The organism is Lactobacillus sp. ESL0701 (assembly GCF_029433445.1).
GTDB lineage: Bacteria > Bacillota > Bacilli > Lactobacillales > Lactobacillaceae > Lactobacillus.
In genome coordinates, this window is the sequence record NZ_JAQTIC010000001.1 from 1 (window position 1) to 17,068 (window position 17,068).

General features: G+C 38.2%; 15 protein-coding genes and 1 pseudogene. 4 read left to right on the plus strand and 12 right to left on the minus strand.

All coding sequences use genetic code 11. The features are described 5' to 3' along the window. Positions 1-232, plus strand: a 232-nt coding sequence (locus PT281_RS00005) for a hypothetical protein (protein WP_277150982.1), incomplete at its 5' end; no start/stop codon positions are given. Positions 233-265: 33 nt separating this feature from the next. Here PT281_RS00005 and PT281_RS00010 read toward each other — a convergent pair. After that, positions 266-679 carry a peptide deformylase gene (locus PT281_RS00010; protein ID WP_277150983.1) on the minus strand — a complete coding sequence of 138 codons (414 nt, stop codon included), beginning with the start codon at positions 677-679 and terminating at the stop codon, positions 266-268. Between the two features lie 165 nt (positions 680-844). Here PT281_RS00010 and PT281_RS00015 point away from each other — a divergent pair, with 165 nt between their 5' ends. Continuing rightward, positions 845-1,972 (plus strand): serine hydrolase domain-containing protein, encoded by a 1,128-nt coding sequence (locus PT281_RS00015; RefSeq protein WP_277150984.1) that lies wholly within the window; start codon positions 845-847, stop codon positions 1,970-1,972. Positions 1,973-2,015: 43 nt separating this feature from the next. Here PT281_RS00015 and PT281_RS00020 read toward each other — a convergent pair whose 3' ends face one another. The 3 genes from PT281_RS00020 to PT281_RS00030 form a co-directional block, all read right to left on the minus strand. Continuing rightward, entirely contained in the window at positions 2,016-4,856 is a 2,841-nt protein-coding gene (locus PT281_RS00020) for a DEAD/DEAH box helicase (RefSeq protein WP_277150985.1), read from the minus strand. Between the two features lie 136 nt (positions 4,857-4,992). Further along, positions 4,993-5,820 (minus strand): exodeoxyribonuclease III, encoded by an 828-nt coding sequence (locus tag PT281_RS00025; RefSeq protein WP_277150986.1) that lies wholly within the window; start codon positions 5,818-5,820, stop codon positions 4,993-4,995. A gap of 43 nt (positions 5,821-5,863) precedes the next feature. Beyond that, on the minus strand, positions 5,864-6,706 hold the full coding sequence (locus PT281_RS00030) for a fructosamine kinase family protein (RefSeq protein WP_277150987.1): 843 nt from the start codon (positions 6,704-6,706) through the stop codon (positions 5,864-5,866). Between the two features lie 140 nt (positions 6,707-6,846). Between PT281_RS00030 and PT281_RS00035 the strand changes: the two genes are divergently transcribed. Further along, the gene (locus PT281_RS00035; RefSeq protein WP_277150988.1) at positions 6,847-7,857 is read left to right on the plus strand and encodes a D-2-hydroxyacid dehydrogenase; all 1,011 of its coding nucleotides are present in this window, start codon (positions 6,847-6,849) and stop codon (positions 7,855-7,857) included. A 123-nt stretch (positions 7,858-7,980) separates the two neighbouring features. Here PT281_RS00035 and PT281_RS00040 read toward each other — a convergent pair whose 3' ends face one another. From PT281_RS00040 to PT281_RS00050, 3 genes and pseudogenes are all read right to left on the minus strand, one after another. Then, complete coding sequence (locus PT281_RS00040) at positions 7,981-8,745, minus strand: pyrroline-5-carboxylate reductase (RefSeq protein WP_277150989.1); 765 nt, start codon at positions 8,743-8,745, stop codon at positions 7,981-7,983. Positions 8,746-8,770: 25 nt separating this feature from the next. Further along, positions 8,771-9,631 carry an aldo/keto reductase gene (locus PT281_RS00045; protein ID WP_277150990.1) on the minus strand — a complete coding sequence of 287 codons (861 nt, stop codon included), beginning with the start codon at positions 9,629-9,631 and terminating at the stop codon, positions 8,771-8,773. Positions 9,632-9,676: 45 nt separating this feature from the next. After that, a pseudogene (locus tag PT281_RS00050) lies at positions 9,677-10,390 on the minus strand (YjjG family noncanonical pyrimidine nucleotidase). 184 nt (positions 10,391-10,574) lie between these two features. Here PT281_RS00050 and PT281_RS00055 point away from each other — a divergent pair. After that, entirely contained in the window at positions 10,575-10,754 is a 180-nt protein-coding gene (locus tag PT281_RS00055; RefSeq protein WP_277150991.1) for a hypothetical protein, read from the plus strand. A 32-nt stretch (positions 10,755-10,786) separates the two neighbouring features. Here the strand turns inward: PT281_RS00055 and PT281_RS00060 are convergent, their stop codons facing one another. The 5 genes from PT281_RS00060 to PT281_RS00080 form a co-directional block, all read right to left on the minus strand. Then, positions 10,787-12,646, minus strand: coding sequence for a cation:proton antiporter (locus tag PT281_RS00060; RefSeq protein WP_277150992.1), 1,860 nt, complete (start codon positions 12,644-12,646; stop codon positions 10,787-10,789). Between the two features lie 131 nt (positions 12,647-12,777). Further along, positions 12,778-13,629 carry an aldo/keto reductase gene (locus tag PT281_RS00065; protein ID WP_277150993.1) on the minus strand — a complete coding sequence of 284 codons (852 nt, stop codon included), beginning with the start codon at positions 13,627-13,629 and terminating at the stop codon, positions 12,778-12,780. Between the two features lie 14 nt (positions 13,630-13,643). Beyond that, entirely contained in the window at positions 13,644-14,507 is an 864-nt protein-coding gene (locus PT281_RS00070; RefSeq protein WP_277150994.1) for an NAD(P)-dependent oxidoreductase, read from the minus strand. Between the two features lie 171 nt (positions 14,508-14,678). Beyond that, entirely contained in the window at positions 14,679-15,473 is a 795-nt protein-coding gene (locus PT281_RS00075) for a TraX family protein (RefSeq protein WP_277150995.1), read from the minus strand. Positions 15,474-15,983: 510 nt separating this feature from the next. Then, positions 15,984-16,790, minus strand: a complete 807-nt coding sequence (locus PT281_RS00080; protein ID WP_277150996.1) for a hypothetical protein — start codon at positions 16,788-16,790, stop codon at positions 15,984-15,986. Between the last annotated feature and the right edge of the window lie 278 nt (positions 16,791-17,068).

Consider the following 17,068-nt stretch of genomic DNA (forward strand, 5'->3'; position numbering starts at 1 on the left):
TCAAGAACTTTTTTCTGACCCGCTCCTGAAGAAGTTTTCAACTCCCTCAGCAGCGTTTATTATCTTACTAAACCTTCCTGCTCTTGTCAAGCTCTTTTGCTTAGTTTCTTTCGCCGCCTTGCTCTCAAGCCTTTCGCTCTCTTGCCCGACGACAGTTATTAATACTACCAACTTGTCTCCTCTTTTGCAAGCTTTTTTGACTACTTTTTTCAAAAATAATATCAACCCTTGATATACCAACGTTTTTCATCCAAAAAACTTTTGCTTAAATCAGGATTCCTGCACAATGATCCACCTCATGTTGGATAGTTTCCGCGATAAAATCGGTAAAACTTTGCTTCTGTATCTCAAAATTTAAATTCTGATACTCAACCGTTATTGCCCGATAGCGCTCTGTCTTGCGCAAGCCAAATAAGGAAAGACAGCCTTCTTCTGTCGAATACTGACCACTTTGGGCAATTATCTGCGGATTAATCATCACAATCGGTAAATCTCCCATATAAAAGGCAATAATTTTTTTATTAACGCCAATCATATTAGCTGCAAGTCCAGCAGCTGATTCACGTTCAGCAATTAATGTATCCCGCAAATCAATTGCGGTTTGGTAATCTTCTTTAGTTGCTTCTTGAGCTTTTTGCTTTAAAAATAAGGTATCACGGATAATTTTCTTTGCTGTCATTTTATTTTTCTTCCATATATAACTAAAATTAATTCCTATAACGTAAATTGGTTGTCAATTCTATCAAAAGCAATATTGTTAAACAATTTTAATAGTTTTGCACACGTTTATTAACACAATCGTTCTATAATACAACTATATCTTCGAGAGGAGCAAATTTAAATTTTGAAGCATAAAATTATTACATTAGCGGCAGCTCTAACTTTGGGCTTAACCGCACCATTAGCTACTAGTGCTGTGCAAACTGAAGCAGCTTCTAGTACCAGCAATCAAAATGATATGTACACTTTTGTGAGAAACACGCTGCAGCAGCATCACATGCGCGGTAGTGTTGCCGTCATCAAAAACGGTCAGGTACAACCAATTAGCTACGGTTATGCTTGGTATGGCAAGCGAATTGGTAATGGCGACGATAGTGTTGTTTATCCAACCGCATCCTTGCAAAAAGTAATCACAGGCGCAATGATCATTCAGTTAATCAACGAAAATTTACATACTGACAAAGCTTTTTCACAATATACCAAAATTTCTCGCTGGTACCCTAATCTTAAAAACGCCGATCAAATTTCTGTTGGCAACCTGTTAACTCATACTTCCGGAATTACCGTCACCAATACCGAAATTAATCGTGGTTATAATTATTCCGAAAACAACGCAGTCAATTGGATAGTTAATAAGGTTAATAATTCCGCTTCGGCCCCAGTTGGAACTTACAAGTACAACAACAGCAACTATATCTTGCTGGTCGGCATTATCCGCCAACTAACCGGTCAATCTTACGAAACAAACTTCCAGAATCGAATTGTTAACAAGTTAGGTCTTAAACATACTTACTTGTACCAAAATATTCCCCATGGCATGACAGATCCAATTTCGTATTATTCCAATGGTGGGAAAAATTACCAAAATTCTTCCTATGTTAAACGTTCCCTCGCTTCTCAAATTCCCGGCGCCGGCAATTTATTCTCAACTCCAGAAGAATATTATAAAATTCAAGTTGGCTTAACCAACGGTACGATCCTTAACAAGGACGACTTCAATTACCTTACTCACTTAAATAGTAAGATAACTGATTATTCTGGCGGCATGTACCTCAAAAATAATGATTCACTAAAATTAGCTTACGGCAGTCTTAGCGGCAACCACTTTGGCACCTGGGTACAACTAACAACCGATAATCAAAACGGAATTGTTATGTTTCTCAACCAAACTGACGATAATGAAAATGATGAAAAAGACGTTGGTTACGCCATTTTGCAGCATCTTAAATCAAACACATTTGTTTCCAGATAAATTAACTAAACTAAAAAAGCTTCCATATACATGGAAGCTTTTTTTATTCCGCAAATAATAATTCATACATTCTGGCGGCAAGCGGATGCTTTAATAGTAGATTCATCCCCACTGCTGCCTTCTTTTTCGGCCCCAGCAATTCCTCTTTCACTGTTTCCTTTTGAATATCGGCTTCACCCAAATAGAAAAACTGCTTACCAATTGCATCGCTCTTTTTGACAAACAAGTGCAATTTCATCTGTGGGGAATTAAGTAATCGCTGCACTTCATCTGAATCAAGGTGGCGCGGTGAACGAGTGTACCAACGCAAGCTCTGACCATCTTCTAGCGTATTATCATAAACCGCGTTACGCTTGTCGTCTGAATCTTTTTGGTAAGTGATAAAAATGGGCGTTTCTTTCTCATCGACTCGATAACCATACATTGGCGCTGACACATCTTTAGGCCAGTTAAGCAGACGACAAACATCCTTGCGATCATACTGCTGATAAAGCGTAAATTGCTGTTGGTTATCATATTGTTTGTTAAGGGCTAAGCCAGTCTTAACCACATCAACGAACAATTTTTTAAACAGCACATTTGCTTCTAGTGCCTGCTGCAACTGCGGCGACAAGCAATAATCCAGCAAATTGGGGTGCATAATTAACGCTTGGTCACCATATTGCGCTTTTTTGGTGGTTTTACCTTGTTTAATATCAAAAAAGGACAGCGACAAAATTGCCTCAACTGAAGTTAACACCGCACTATCGACATAAACATGATTTTGGCGCAATTCCTGCTCATATTCTTCCTGACTAACCTGTCCTTTTGCCAGCAGTAATTGTAATAAATAGAGTTCATGCGGTCTTTTGCCGTTTAACAATTCCTTAGTCACAAATGATAAGACTGCATTTTCATACTTATTAAGTTCGACTGGCTCGCCCATTTTACTTAAAAATTGCCCGTAGTGCTGCAAACTATGATTATTCGCAAAGACCAGTGGTGAAGTTGAACCATACTGATAAAAATCAAACAATAACGGCGGCCGGCCAATTTTTTCTTGTAAATCATTGTAGGACTGTCGTAATTCTTTTAGTCCATCAAGTTTAACTTGGTCAAGTGATGCCAAAATCTTAGCTGACGCAATCCGGCTAAAGTTAATCGTTGACACATCAATTAGTCCCGGCAATGTACTCTCTTCTCGTGCCTTATCTTGACTGCGGCTAGCATCTTGATTCAGCGCAATTGGAATCAGATAATTATTTTTATAATTACCAATAAAATCAATCACTGTAACGTAATCTTTTCCCGGATACTGCCGCAGTCCTCGTCCAAGCTGCTGAATAAAGACAATGCTCGATTGGGTGTTACGTAGCATCACAATCTGGTTAAGTGACGGAATATCAATTCCCTCGTTAAACAAGTCAACAGTTACAATATATTCGATTTGACCACTTTCAAGCTGATCGACCACTTGCGCCCGCCTAAATTCGCTGTCCTCATTAGTCAACGCCACTGCTGAATGACCGCGAGCAGTAAACAATCGGGCTAATTCCCGCGCTTCTTCTTGACGGCTGCAAAAGACTAAGCCGCGTGCTTTTTCCCCACAATAGCCATAATAATTAAGCTGCTCTAACACATAGTCAACCCGTTTAGGTGCTACCAAATTACGCAAATTAGTCGTTTCGTCAATGCTTTCACCATCAACTTCATAGTCTTCAACCCCAACATAATGAAAGGGTGCCAGCATTTTTTCTTCTAAAGCATCCCGCAACCTAATCTCATAGGCTAAATTATAATCAAACAGTTGATAAACATCCTGATCGTCCATTCGCTCAGGCGTTGCCGTCATCCCTAACCAAAATCGCGGCGTGAAATAATCAAGTACGTGCTGATAACTAGGCGCGGCAGCTCGGTGAGCTTCATCAATTAAAATATAATCAAATTCATCCTTAGATAGCCTAGCCAGCATATCCGGCTGGCTCAAGGTTTGCACCGTCGCGAAAACATACTGGCAATTAAGCTGATGCTTGTGCCCAGTTAATAAGCCATAATTACTGCGCTTGCCGCCAATTACTTGGTAAAAACTTTCTAAGGCCTTTTTAACAATCTGCTCGCGATGCACAACATATAAAAACTTGTGCGGTGCAAAATCCTTCACGGCAAAGGCACCAAGATAGGTTTTCCCGGTTCCTGTTGCCGAAACAACCAGCCCGCGCTTTTGCCCAGCATCAACTAACGCCTTTAGTTCTTTTAAGGCTGCAGTCTGCATTTGGTTAGGGGTAATTGGGGATGCCGCCTTTAGTTGTGGTACTGCGCGACTTACAGGTTTAACCCAATTCGCCTCATATTCTTGAAGCCATTCTGCAGTTAACGGCACACTCGTTTCTTCTAGTTGCTGAATTTGTACTGCCAATTGCTTGGTTAAGGCGGCATTTTCACGTGAACTAACTTTTAAAGCCCACTCATAATTACTAAGTAAGGCTGCTCTAGTAAAGTTAGCACTGCCAATTACCAATGTCTGCCATTCATCATGTTCAAACAGGTAGCCCTTGGCATGAAAGCCATTATTTGCAGCAACTTTAACTGTTAAATTGGGAATTTTCATTAATTCATGGAATACTTGCGGATTATTAAATGCTAAATAGTCACCCGTAATAATTGTCCCGCTAACTCCTTTAACAGCTAAGTCAGCCATCACGACCTTAAACGGCACCAGCATATCTTGAGTAACAAAAGCGACAGCCCAGGTAAAATTACGGCACGTCAACAATTCTTGGCGTAAAGTCAGCCAAATTTTATCGGTTTTTGTATTTCTCAACAATTTTGGACTAAGTAATTCATGACCCGGATAATTTGAATCATATAAGCCATTTAAAATTGCATTTTGCAGTGGTTTGTTCATTCATATCGCCTCAAGTTAATTTTACACAAAAGAAAAGTTGAAACCTACCTTTTAAATCTGGTATTAGCTAATGCCAACAAAAAACAACCAACTGCTTGTAGTTGGTTGTTTTTAACATAGTATATAATTACGTGTTCTATATATCTACATCAATTATGATTGGGCAATGGTCTGCTCGCGCACCTGTGTCCAGCATTTCTGATTGTTGTACCTTGTCAGCAATTCGGTTGCTTGCAAGCCAATAGTCAATGCGCCAGCCAGAATTATTAGCCTTGGCTGTGCGCACACGTTGAGCCCACCATGAATATACGCCTTTAACATCACCGTTGACTTTTCTAAAAGTATCAGTGAAGCCAGCATCAAGTAATTTAGTAAAATCAGTCCGTTCTTCATCAGTGAAGCCGGCAGAATGATGATTATTGTCGGGATGCTTCAAGTCGATTTCTGTATGGGCAACATTATAGTCACCACTTGCCAAAACCGGCTTCTTCTTATCTAATTCTTGTAAGTAAGCAACGTATTTTTCATCCCAAATTTGTCGCTCCCCTAGACGCTTCAAGCCACTACCAGAATTAGGTGTATACACCTGCGTAACAAAGACTTCCGGAAACTCCAAGGTAATAATTCGACCTTCATGATCCATTGGCTCAGGCGCGCCAATTTCTGGATAAGTCACCTTAGGCGTTAAATCCTTTTTGTATAAATACATTGTACCAGCATAACCTTTACGCGCAGGTTCTTCAGATGAGCGCCACACATACTCATATTCAGGAAATTGTGCCGCCAAAACTTCCTGATGCTTTTTGGTGGGACCAGTTGCCCGCAATTTAGTTTCTTGAATTGCAATCACATCTGGCTTTTCGTCATGAATTTTAGCCAAAACTTTCCGCGTTTCTTCAGCTCGCGCGGAAGTTCCTGTCAGAGCTGCATTTAGTGAGTCAATATTCCACGAAATTAAGATCATTTTATTCTCCTTATTTTATCTGTCTCATTCATTATAATGTTTTTTAAAAATGACTCAATATTTCATCAACTGCCCTGCCATAACTTTCACCAAATAAGCAAAGATGCATGCATAAATAATAGAAACGATACCAATTTAGCCGCTGTGCAAGTTCTCCATCAAACAGATATTCTTCATAATAAGCACGGTAAAACTGATTGCTAAAACCGCCAAAGACGGTCGTCATTGCTAGGTCAAACTCACGATCGCCATAGATCACATCTGGATCAATTAAGTACGGCATGCCGCGCGCAAACAAGACATTGCCAAACCATAAATCGCCATGACACAAACTCGGCGTTACTTTATGGCAATCATAATAAGCCGTAAATTGCGCCACCATCCGCCGATAATGTTCTTCACGCTCATCATTCCAGTAACCCAATTTTCGCGCACTTGCCACTTCTGGCTCCAGCCGCTGCCTAATATAAAACTCTGCCCAGCTCTGATTCCACTGATTGTTCTTAATCATTACGCGATTTTGCGTTTGATCGCCGAAGCCAAACTTTGCACTATGAAAGTGATGAAGTTTGGCAACTTGCCTGCCTAAATCGGCTTGACTGCCGACATCAGTCTCAAGCCAATTCAAAATCAAATAGGCAGTACCATTTATTTGTCCCTGAAAAAGTGGCGTTAACGTATTAACTCCTGCTTTTGCGATTTCCTTTAATCCAGAAACTTCATGATCAAAATAAGCAACTGAACTATTCGGCTGAACCTTCATAAAATAAGCTTTAGTTGCTGTCTTAATTTGGTAAGCCTTGTTTGTATCACCTCCGTGAATAGTTTTACAATATTTGATATTTTTAACTGGTAATTGGCTAAGCCACTCTTTTGTCATCATCATTTTATTTGCTCCATTATGCTTTATATTTCAACGATTATTAATAAAATTAATTTTTTCACAAGTTTATTATTCCATTGTTCTGATACAAGTGTATAATAACACAAGAGACAATAATATTAATTTTATGGAGGTTAGGATTTATGACTAAGATTTTTGCTTATGCGATTCGAAAAGATGAAGAACCATACGTTACCGAATGGAAAAACGCACACAAGGATGTTGACGTTGATTTTACCGATCAATTATTGACTCCTGAAACTGCCAAATTGGCCAAAGGTGCCGATGGTGTCGTTACTTATCAACAATTAGACTATAAAGCAGACACAATTGAAGCCTTAGATGAATTAGGTATTCATAACTGGTCACTGCGTAATGTCGGAATTGATAACATTGACTTGCCAAAGGCTAAATCATTAGGCTTTAAATTAACGAATGTTCCTGTTTACTCCCCAGATGCAATCGCTGAACACGCTGCTGTTCAAGCCGCAAGAATTTTGCGTCAAGATAAGCGCATGGACGACAAGATTGCTCGCCATGATTTCCGTTGGGCACCAACAATTGGACGTGAAGTTCGTGACCAAACTGTCGGTGTTATCGGTACTGGTCATATTGGTCAAGTATTTATGAAGATTATGGAAGGCTTTGGCGCTAAAGTCATCGCTTACGATATTTACAGGAACCCTGAACTGGAAAAGCAAGGCTACTATGTTGATTCCCTTGACGACATCTATGCTCAAGCAGATGTTATTTCGTTGCACGTTCCCGATACTCCAGAGAATGTCCACATGATTAATGATGACTCAATCAAAAAGATGAAAGATGACGTTGTGATTATTAACGTCTCCCGTGGTCCGCTAGTTGATACCGACGCTGTTATTCGCGGCTTAGATTCAGGTAAAATCTTCGGCTTCGTCATGGATACTTATGAAAGTGAAGTTGGTATTTTTAATAATGACTTCAGCGACAAAGAATTGCCTGACAAACGTTTGGCAGATCTGATTGCACGGCCAAATGTTTTGGTAACCCCACATACTGCTTTCTACACGACTCATGCAGTTCGCAACATGGTTGTTAAAGCATTCGACAACAACTTGAAATTAATTAAAGGCGAGACTCCTGACACTCCTGTTGATTTGGACAAAGAATTTTAATTAATCTCAATTCCTTTCTTACATGTAACTAAAAATAGACATTGGGTAGAATCACTCAATGTCTATTTTGTTTTCCCATCAAAAAAAGCGAAATGTTTCATATGAAACATTTCGTCTTTTTAATTAGTTAGCTGATGCGTTGATCGCTTGAATTAAAGCATTTCTAAAACTAGTTTCTTCCAATTTAACAACGCCCTTAATAGTCGTACCACCTGGAGTTGTTACCTCGTCTTTTAATTCTTCAGGTAACTTTTTAGTAGTCAATGCTAACTTAGCCGTTCCCAAAATCATCTTTTCAATGATTGGATAAGATTCAGCACGTTTAACACCATTTTGAACAGCAGCATCACTCAATGCTTCAATCATTAGGTCAACATAAGCAGGTGCACAGCCAGCAACCGTCCCGTATATTCCTAAAAGATTTTCGGGAACAACATAAACATCACCAAGCTTGCCCAAAATCTCTTGAACTGTCTTAATAACTGCTTGGTCTTCATTAGTAACAAAGCTGACAACTGTAATGCCCTCGCCAATTTGAACAGGAGTATTAGGCACAACTTTGGCAAACGATGTGTCAGAAGCTGCTTCTTGATTAACTTTTACTAAATCGCCGCCACCAGTTGACAGCATAATACCGTGATAAACTTGACCCAAGTTCGACAAAATTGTATTAATCACTGGTCCGCCAACTGCAACAATTACCGCGGTACAGTCATTAAATTCCGCATAATTATTAATTAAGTGTAGACCTTTTTCAGCGGCAATTTTTTGGGCAGACTTGTGTCCCCCATCAAAGACATAAATATCTGCTCCCGCAATATCTGCTTGTAATAAGCCTAAAATAATTGATGAACCAATTTTACCAGTACCAATAAAGCCAATCTTCATTCGATATTACTCTTTTCTTATATAATTAAAAGTCTGTCTTATCTGGATCCTTAGCAACTTGCGCAGCACCATGTAATCCATCTAATTGCGACATGTCTTGGTCGCTAATTGCAAAATCAAAAATTTGCGTATTAGCAGCGATATACTTTGGATGAACCGACTTAGGCAGTGGCAAGAAGTTATGCTGGATTGACCAACGCAACAATAATTGGGCTGGACTTTTACCATAATGATTAGCAATTTCAGAAACTAGCCCATTAGTAAGTAAACCACCTGTACCCAATGGACTATAAGCTTCATTTAAGATCCCTAATTCATTGTTATATGCTATCACGTCTTCTTGCATATCACTTGGATTTAAATAAATCTGGTTAACAGCTGGTCGAAAGTCCGCGGTCTTTAACAGCTCATCAAGATGGTGCTTTCTAAAATTAGAAACCCCGATTGCGCGAATTTTGCCAGCTTTCAGGGCATCTTCCATTGCCCGCCAGCTTTCAGCGTTTAATTCAGCCCAATGATCACGTACAGCAACCGGATTAGGCCAATGTATTAAGTACAAATCAAGATAGTCTAAACCTAATTTTTCTAGACTAGTATCAATTGCGGCTGCAGTCCGCTGATAGCCATGATCGGTATTCCACAATTTAGTCGCAACAAATACATCATAACGACTAATGCCGCTCTTGCTAATACCCTTACCCACACTTTCTTCATTACCATACGCTGCCGCGGTATCAATCAACCGATAACCAGAATTAATTGCGGTCATCACAGAATTTTGCGCAACTTCACCATCAGGAGTCTGCCACGTGCCAAAGCCAACAGCAGGAATCTTGACGCCATTATTCAATTCATAGGTATCGGTTAGTGAATTCATGTCATTCATAAGCTTGTCCTCTCTTTCACTTTTATTATACCGAAACCTAAGCTCTTAGTTTGTTAAAAATGTATTAAAGTTATTTTGCAATAATTTAGCAAATTTTTGGTAACTATCGACTTCCAAAAGCGAGTAAAAATTAAGGTTATTTGAGCGATGACGATGATTATACCAAATACTATCAAAGCCATATTTATCAGCGCCTAAGATGTCCGACTGCAAACCATCACCAAAGAAAATTGTCTTCTCAGGAGGAATCTTTGTCCGAGCAAAAAAGTAATCAAAAATTCGTTTATCTGGCTTAGAAAATCCAGCTTCTTGTGAAGTAACAATCAAGCTAAAATAATCTTTAATCCCAGCAAGTTCCAAGCGCTGATTTTGAATTAGTTGTTCGCCATTACTCAAAATAGTTAACTGATAGCCAAGGTTACTAGCAAGCTTGAGCGTATTTTCAACTCCCGGCAAAAGCTGGTGTGCCTTACTAAAATATGACCGATACTCCGTCATGATTTTTAAGCCATCAACTTCTAAGCCCAAATTATCCTTAAGAAAATTCTGAAAAGTAATCCTACTCAATTTTTCATAAGTAATTTCACCTAATTCAAGTTGGCGCCACAACTCTTAATTATAACGATGATAATTTTGCTGCAAAGCTGGCGTCAATTGCCAATGATGCGCAGCAAAAAGCTGGTGAAGTGAGAAGTTTTCCGTAGCAGCTGAATCAATTAATGTGTCATCTACATCAAAAATTATTTGTTGATATTTCAAATGCCACAATCCTTTCATATTATTTCCTGGGGAATAACAATTAAGCCAAAATGTCTAAAAGAATATTATAACAATCTTCAAGTCAAAAAGTAGTTAGTTAACTATTTTTAAAGTTAATCCTTTTTCTGCACTCTTTTATGCAAACCAGCTATAATAATTCTTAATTTAATTGGAGGAATTACTGATGCTGACACTTTTACTAATTTGTTTAATAACCTGGCTTTTACTAAAACTTGGTGCTGGAGTATTTAAAGTTTGTTTCTTCCTGTTAGCCTGTGGAATTATCTTTGTTTTCTTCATTCATTTGTTACTGCCATTAGTTATTTTAGCGGCAGTTATCAGTCTTGTTTTGGCAATTATCTAAAAAAAGCAGCTTACTATAAGCTGCTTTTTTATTTATCCCAACTGATTATCAAGTAATAATCGCAATCGTGAAACTACTTCACGTGGTCCCGCCATAATTAAGTGATCACCAAGCTGCAATCGCAGATCATCACGTGGATCAACGAATTTTCCATGACGAACAATTTTACTAATTACGACTTCATTAATTTCAGGTAAATCTGATATTAGACCACCATTAAAACGACTATTAGTCATTGTTACTTCAAATAAACTTGACGTTGACGAAGTAATAAAGCGTAAAACTTCCGGTGATTCAATCGCGGTGCGAAAGACACCAACACCAGTATCAAAGGTATTAAAGTATTCAATCTTTAAATTACTTAATTCCTTCTCCATCGAATCAGCTTCATCAGGATTAGGATCATCCATTCTAACTAAAACGCGCTCAACACCATACTTTTTAGCAGCTAACGCCAAATCATAATTAATTTTGGAATGGATATCCGTAATCACCAAAATATCGGTATCAAAAATCCCCTGTTTAATTAAGTCTGCTGGTTCCAATGTACCAAGCAGCGTCACTGGTGCTGAATTTTTATAAGTTTCATAACTTTCTTGATGTTGCGTATATAAACTCGTGTCATACCAATCATGTGGTAATTGGTGGCAGGTGGCAACAGAAGTAACAGTGGTACCAATAATATGAACCGTCGTTTTAGGCAGCTGCTCGTCTTTGGGCTGGTACAACTTTTTAAAGAGCATTGGTCCGATTAAGCAAGTTAATACAGCTGCCAAAGTTAAGGCACCACCTTGCTGGCTATTTAGCGCATGAATATTTTGCGCAATCGCTACACCAGAAATAACCAAGGTCATTGTTGTTTCAACTAAAAAAGTACCTGCTAGTGCGTTTTGCTTAGAAAATAATCTCTTAAAGCTATAATAAGCTGGCATTTTAGCTAATAAGAATGCCAATAATAGCAAAGGAATTAATGTTAAAGTTGCCCTTGAGCTAAGCAGCGTAATCAAATTCAACTTCACACCCGTTAAGATAAAGAAAAATGGAATTAAGAAACCATAACCAATCGCGTTCAACTTTTCTTCAGTTGCTTCTTCAGGTTCCAGCAGCTTGATGACAATCCCTGCTAAAAATGCTCCCAAAATATTTTCGGCACCGACCGATGTTGCTAGAACAACCAAAATAACAATTACCAAAAAGGCAAACCGCATATCGAGTTGCGTAGTTGACTTAGTTAATCTGCCAAACACATTAAAGAAATTACGAAACCGTGCTAATAAGTAAGCCGCAGCCAAAAAGACAAGCGAAATTAGCCATAAAGTGCCGCCATTACCACTTTTAATTGCGGAATAAATAGTTAAGCCGAGCAGCGGAATAATTTCACCTAACACCCCAAATAGCAGCAGAGTTTGCCCGTATGATTGCCCCAGCAAATTATTTTCTTTTAAAATGCTAATCATGACGCCAAGTGAAACCGTCGCAAACAGGATTACTGACAAAAACACGTCTGAAAATAGTCCACAAACTTTAAATAATATTCCCAAAACAACGGATACGACAATTGTTAGTGAATAAGCGATAATCGCAATCTTTAACGGTGTTTCTTTGGTTTTATTTTGTGCTTTTTTAGTAGCCAATTCCGTCGTTGGCTTGCTCTTTTTAAATAGTGAAAAGTCGATTTCCATCCCACTTAAAAACAGCAACATAATCGTACCCAGCGTACTCAAAGTATTCAAAACCGAATTAATATGAATGATGTTAAAGCAGCTTTTACCTAAAATTACACCGACAATAATTTCCGCAACAGTTGTTGGTATCAGCGATACTTTAAACCGCGCTAACAGTGTCGGCGTCAAAAAAGCAGCCACCGACACAATAACAAGCGATAAATCCATTAATTTACTCCTCTAATAAAATTTGTTTAACTTATTTATTTTACCAAAATAAGTACTGCATAACGCAAAAAAATATATACATTTATGAAAAGCTGTATAAAAAAAGAACTCAACTTGAGTTCTTTAGTACCTTAATCTAAATCAAGCGGTATCTTGTGCGTAGGCCGCGGATATTGTTCATCAATTGCTGCTAAGTCAGCACTTGTTAATTCCAAATTAGCAGCCGCGATGTTATCTCTCATGTGGTCTGCATTAGCCGTTTGCGGAATTGCAATCGTTATTCCATCACGAATTGTCCAGCTAAGTAATACTTGATAAACTGAAGCGTTATGCTCATGAGCAATTTGTTCAATTACTGGATTAGTAAGCATATCGGTATGTAAATTATTATTTAAACCGCCAACTGGACTATAAGCAAGCAGCGGTATGTCACGTTCTTTTTGCCACGGAATCAAATCAAAATCCAAGCCGCGAGCATTCAAATTATAAAGGTCTTCGTTTGCCGCCAAATTTTGACCAGCAGGAAGGGTCTCGACTTCTTCTAAATCTGCCACGTCAAAATTAGAAACGCCCCAAGACTTAATCTTGCCCTTTTCACGCATCCGATCCAATTCGGCAATTGACTCTTCTAATGGCACCTGATCGCGCCAATGAAGCAAATACATATCTAAATAATCTGTCTTAAGACGATCTAAACTAGCATCTAAGTGTTGTTCCAAGTCCTTCTTCGTCGCATTCTCCGGCCAAACTTTTGAAACGACGAACAGTTCTTCCCGTTTATACGGCTTAATTGCTTGACCAACTAAGGTTTCAGATGCACCCTTACCGTAAATCTCCGCAGTGTCAATTAACTTGGCCCCTGCTGCAATTCCAGCTTGAATTGCAGCCGTTTCTACTTGCTGTTTAGCCGAATCACTACCCATGTGCCAAGTACCAATGCCAATTGCCGGCACCATGCGGCCATTAATTTTTACTTGCTTCATCGAATTCTCCTAGTTTACTCCCACCATAGTTTAATTAGTCCTTGCGTGCCTAAATCACCCAAGTCTTTTTCATCAACCAAGATTTCATACAATTCCTTAGCTTTCTCCGTTGCCGGCAGCTCAACGTCCATCTCTTGAGCGGTATCTAACGCAATCCGCAAATCTTTTAAGAAATGCTTGCTAAAAAATCCGGGAGTATAATCGCCTTTTAAAACTCGGGGTGCATAATTACTTAAGCTCCAATTAGCAGCACTGCCGCCGCCAACAGTTTTAACTACTGCCGGCAAGTCTAGTCCCGCCTTTTGCGCGTAAACCAGCATTTCGGTCATCCCCGTCATTGTCCCGGCAATCATGATTTGGTTAGCCATCTTAGTATTCTGACCAGCACCCGCTGGACCAAAATATTGCACCATACTGCTGATAGCTTCAAAAACCGGCTTTAAGGTCGTAAAAGCTGCCTTATCGCCACCAACCATGACAGTCAAAGTACCATTTTTAGCACCTAAATCGCCACCGGAAACTGGTGCGTCCAAAACTTGCGCGCCTTTTTCTTCACCTGCAGCGTAAATCTTTTCTGCTAACTTAGGCTTAGAAGTTGTCATATCAACGATTATCTTGCCCTTAACATCAGTCGTTAAAATACCGTCAGCGCCAAAATAAATTTGCTCAACATCACGTGGAAAACCAACCATCGTGAAAATCACATCGGTCGCATCCGTAACCGCCTTAGGATTAGCACACCAAGTAGCACCTTCAGCCACCAAATTATCTGTCTTGGACTTAGTGCGATTATAGACCCACAATTTATAACCCGCTTTTAACAAATTAAGACAAATCGCGTTGCCCATCACGCCTGTTCCGATAAAGCCAATTTTCATGATAATTCCTTCCTTAAAAGCATCAAAATAATCAATAGTTTCACTCTATAATAGCACTTTATATTTGATTTTTGACTATACGAATTAATATAAAATTTATTTTGTTTAATAATTATCTATTATGAATCAGAACTAAAAAAGGTACTTCCCTTGAAGAAGTACCCATCAATCTTATTTAATAATTACTTTGTACAAAAATGCGGCTAGGCAATATAGCAAGGCAATATGTGCCGGATAGAAAATATAAAAGAAGTATTTCATGCCCGGACCCTTTTGACCGTTATAAAACCAAATCGGAATAATTGCAAAAATCATCATCCACTGAGTTGAACCAGTTAAACCATAAAGTAACGCGGTTACTGCAATCAGCAGACATTGGATTTTTTTGTTATTTCTAAATAGATATAATAGCGGAATTAACAAAACCATAATATTATTTTCAGCTAAGAGAATTGCTGGAAAAATGCCCAGAGCAATTTGCTTAATTATTAACGGCAAGCCAGCTGCACCAACAAGAAATGTCGTAATCCCTGAAAAAATAAACGGTAAGGCAAACCATAAAATTCCTAAACTAATATGTTTTGCCTTGTTGCCATCTTTAGCAGCCGCAAATTGATCAATACCAGTCATAAACATTGTCCCGATAAACAAATCACGGAAAATGTTGTTGATTAACACTACTTGCTCAAAGTGGACCGTTTTTTCCAAAATTGCTGTAAACAGCGCCATCAAAACCATTGAAATATACAGCCGTTCCATATATTTCTTCTTATCGTGCGTGTGGCTAAAGCCAACTACACTAGTAAAAAAGAAAATAGTGGCTACTGGTCGACCGAACCAGTCCAGCCAACTCGGTGCGCCCAGCGGATAAAACATCTGGTGAAAATGGTCGACTACCATTAAAATAATTCCGATTATTTTTAAGTCAAAAGTAGTTAAACCTCGTACTTTTTTAGCAATCTGCATATTGTTCTCCTTTTTCCTAATACATAGCTGCTAAAGTTTACCACAGAGAGCAATATGACCCAAATATCAGGCTTGGAATGTGAATTAATAAAAAAACTATTAATAATTGATTATCATGGGCGCTATTTCTTTAATTCTAGGTTTGCTGATTATTGAAATTACCAACCTAGTTAATGCTTGGTACTGAGCTAAAGGTGGCATGGTAGCCTTGATTTTCTACTCTTAAATATATTTCTTAACCAAAAAGCAACTTAGAAAATCCAAGCTGCTTTATACTGATAATACTTGATATTTTAAATACTAGAACAGGTAATTTTATTTAATAATTTATCTGATATAATTGATTAGAACTCTCAGTAAACAAAGTTTTGGCAAGCCCTCAGTCGCAACCTCAGTCAAAATTGTACTATGATCGTCGTACAAAATGATAACAATACTTACGCTACTCTAAATTTCACCGGTTCCAAAATACCACTTCTATGGTTAACATAGCCTAATATCATAATTTAATTATTTGGATATTAACGCCAAACCAAAAATACAAATAATTAGCAGTATATCGGAAATATGGACTTTTTCTTTTAATGCAAAGCTCCCAAAAATCACGCTATACAAATTAGTCATATTGAGAAATATCCAGGCAATTCCCGAATTAGGTGATGATGTTGCTAATGTATATGTCGCTTGTGCCAATATTGTCAAAACCGCACGGGCACCATAAATCCAAAAGATTTGTTTATTGATTTTTACGCCCTTAATGCGCAAACTATGATGCTTAACCCAAAAAGTAATAATTGTGATGATACAACGAATATAAATTGTAGCAATCGTGAAGTATACTAGATCAACTAGTCTAATAACTCCTTTAGTTAATAATGGTGACAGGGCTGCTTGTATAATCAACAGCGGACCAATAACCATAAATATTCTTAACAAAGTTGCCACGTTCATCTGACTGTGTCTCTGCTTAAAAATAATGTAACAAACTACAATAACTGTAGATACAATTGAGATTAAGTATGACGACTTGTTAAAATAGCCCATGGTTAAAAAGATAGCTAAGGGAATAAACAAATCAGTCATTTTGCTTAAAACAATTGATTGCATGATCGTTACTCTTTTAAAAACATAGCTGTAACCATACGCAACTAGCTGCGCTAATAAACCGTAAATAATAATTCTGTTAACGTAACTTCCCGTTATTTTGGGTGCGGGAAACTTATTCAACAAGCCAATTAAAAATACAGTTACTAACGCTGTACTGCAAAGATTATTCAAAAAATTCACGTTAATTGAACTTTGATGGCGGTATCCCATCTGATAGCGGTCAATTACTGAGATTATCCCTCTGGATAAGGACGAGATTATTGCAAATGCAATTAATAAAAAATTGCTGATTACCATATTATTAATCTACCAACTTTTCGCTTGAAAATGATTGCTTCAACTTATTTCTACCTGTTCCCTCAGCCTTAGTAAGGTCTAGAAATTTGAAAAAAGATGTGCTTAACATGCTAATAGTATCAATCAAAAGCACAAATAATATTAAAGCTTGCTAATTTTACCTCTTTATTTTCATCGTGTAAAGCGCTAAC

Bases quoted from the DNA above. Each gene is read 5' to 3' on its own strand.
- PT281_RS00010 (WP_277150983.1), bottom strand. From the start codon at position 679: ATGACAGCAAAGAAAATTATCCGTGATACCTTATTTTTAAAGCAAAAA.
- PT281_RS00020 (WP_277150985.1), bottom strand. From the start codon at position 4,856: ATGAACAAACCACTGCAAAATGCAATTTTAAATGGCTTATATGATTCA.
- PT281_RS00025 (WP_277150986.1), bottom strand. From the start codon at position 5,820: ATGATCTTAATTTCGTGGAATATTGACTCACTAAATGCAGCTCTGACA.
- PT281_RS00030 (WP_277150987.1), bottom strand. From the start codon at position 6,706: ATGATGATGACAAAAGAGTGGCTTAGCCAATTACCAGTTAAAAATATC.
- PT281_RS00035 (WP_277150988.1), top strand. From the start codon at position 6,847: ATGACTAAGATTTTTGCTTATGCGATTCGAAAAGATGAAGAACCATAC.
- PT281_RS00040 (WP_277150989.1), bottom strand. From the start codon at position 8,745: ATGAAGATTGGCTTTATTGGTACTGGTAAAATTGGTTCATCAATTATT.
- PT281_RS00045 (WP_277150990.1), bottom strand. From the start codon at position 9,631: ATGAATGACATGAATTCACTAACCGATACCTATGAATTGAATAATGGC.
- PT281_RS00055 (WP_277150991.1), top strand. From the start codon at position 10,575: ATGCTGACACTTTTACTAATTTGTTTAATAACCTGGCTTTTACTAAAA.
- PT281_RS00060 (WP_277150992.1), bottom strand. From the start codon at position 12,646: ATGGATTTATCGCTTGTTATTGTGTCGGTGGCTGCTTTTTTGACGCCG.
- PT281_RS00065 (WP_277150993.1), bottom strand. From the start codon at position 13,629: ATGAAGCAAGTAAAAATTAATGGCCGCATGGTGCCGGCAATTGGCATT.
- PT281_RS00070 (WP_277150994.1), bottom strand. From the start codon at position 14,507: ATGAAAATTGGCTTTATCGGAACAGGCGTGATGGGCAACGCGATTTGT.
- PT281_RS00075 (WP_277150995.1), bottom strand. From the start codon at position 15,473: ATGCAGATTGCTAAAAAAGTACGAGGTTTAACTACTTTTGACTTAAAA.
- PT281_RS00080 (WP_277150996.1), bottom strand. From the start codon at position 16,790: ATGGGATACCGCCATCAAAGTTCAATTAACGTGAATTTTTTGAATAAT.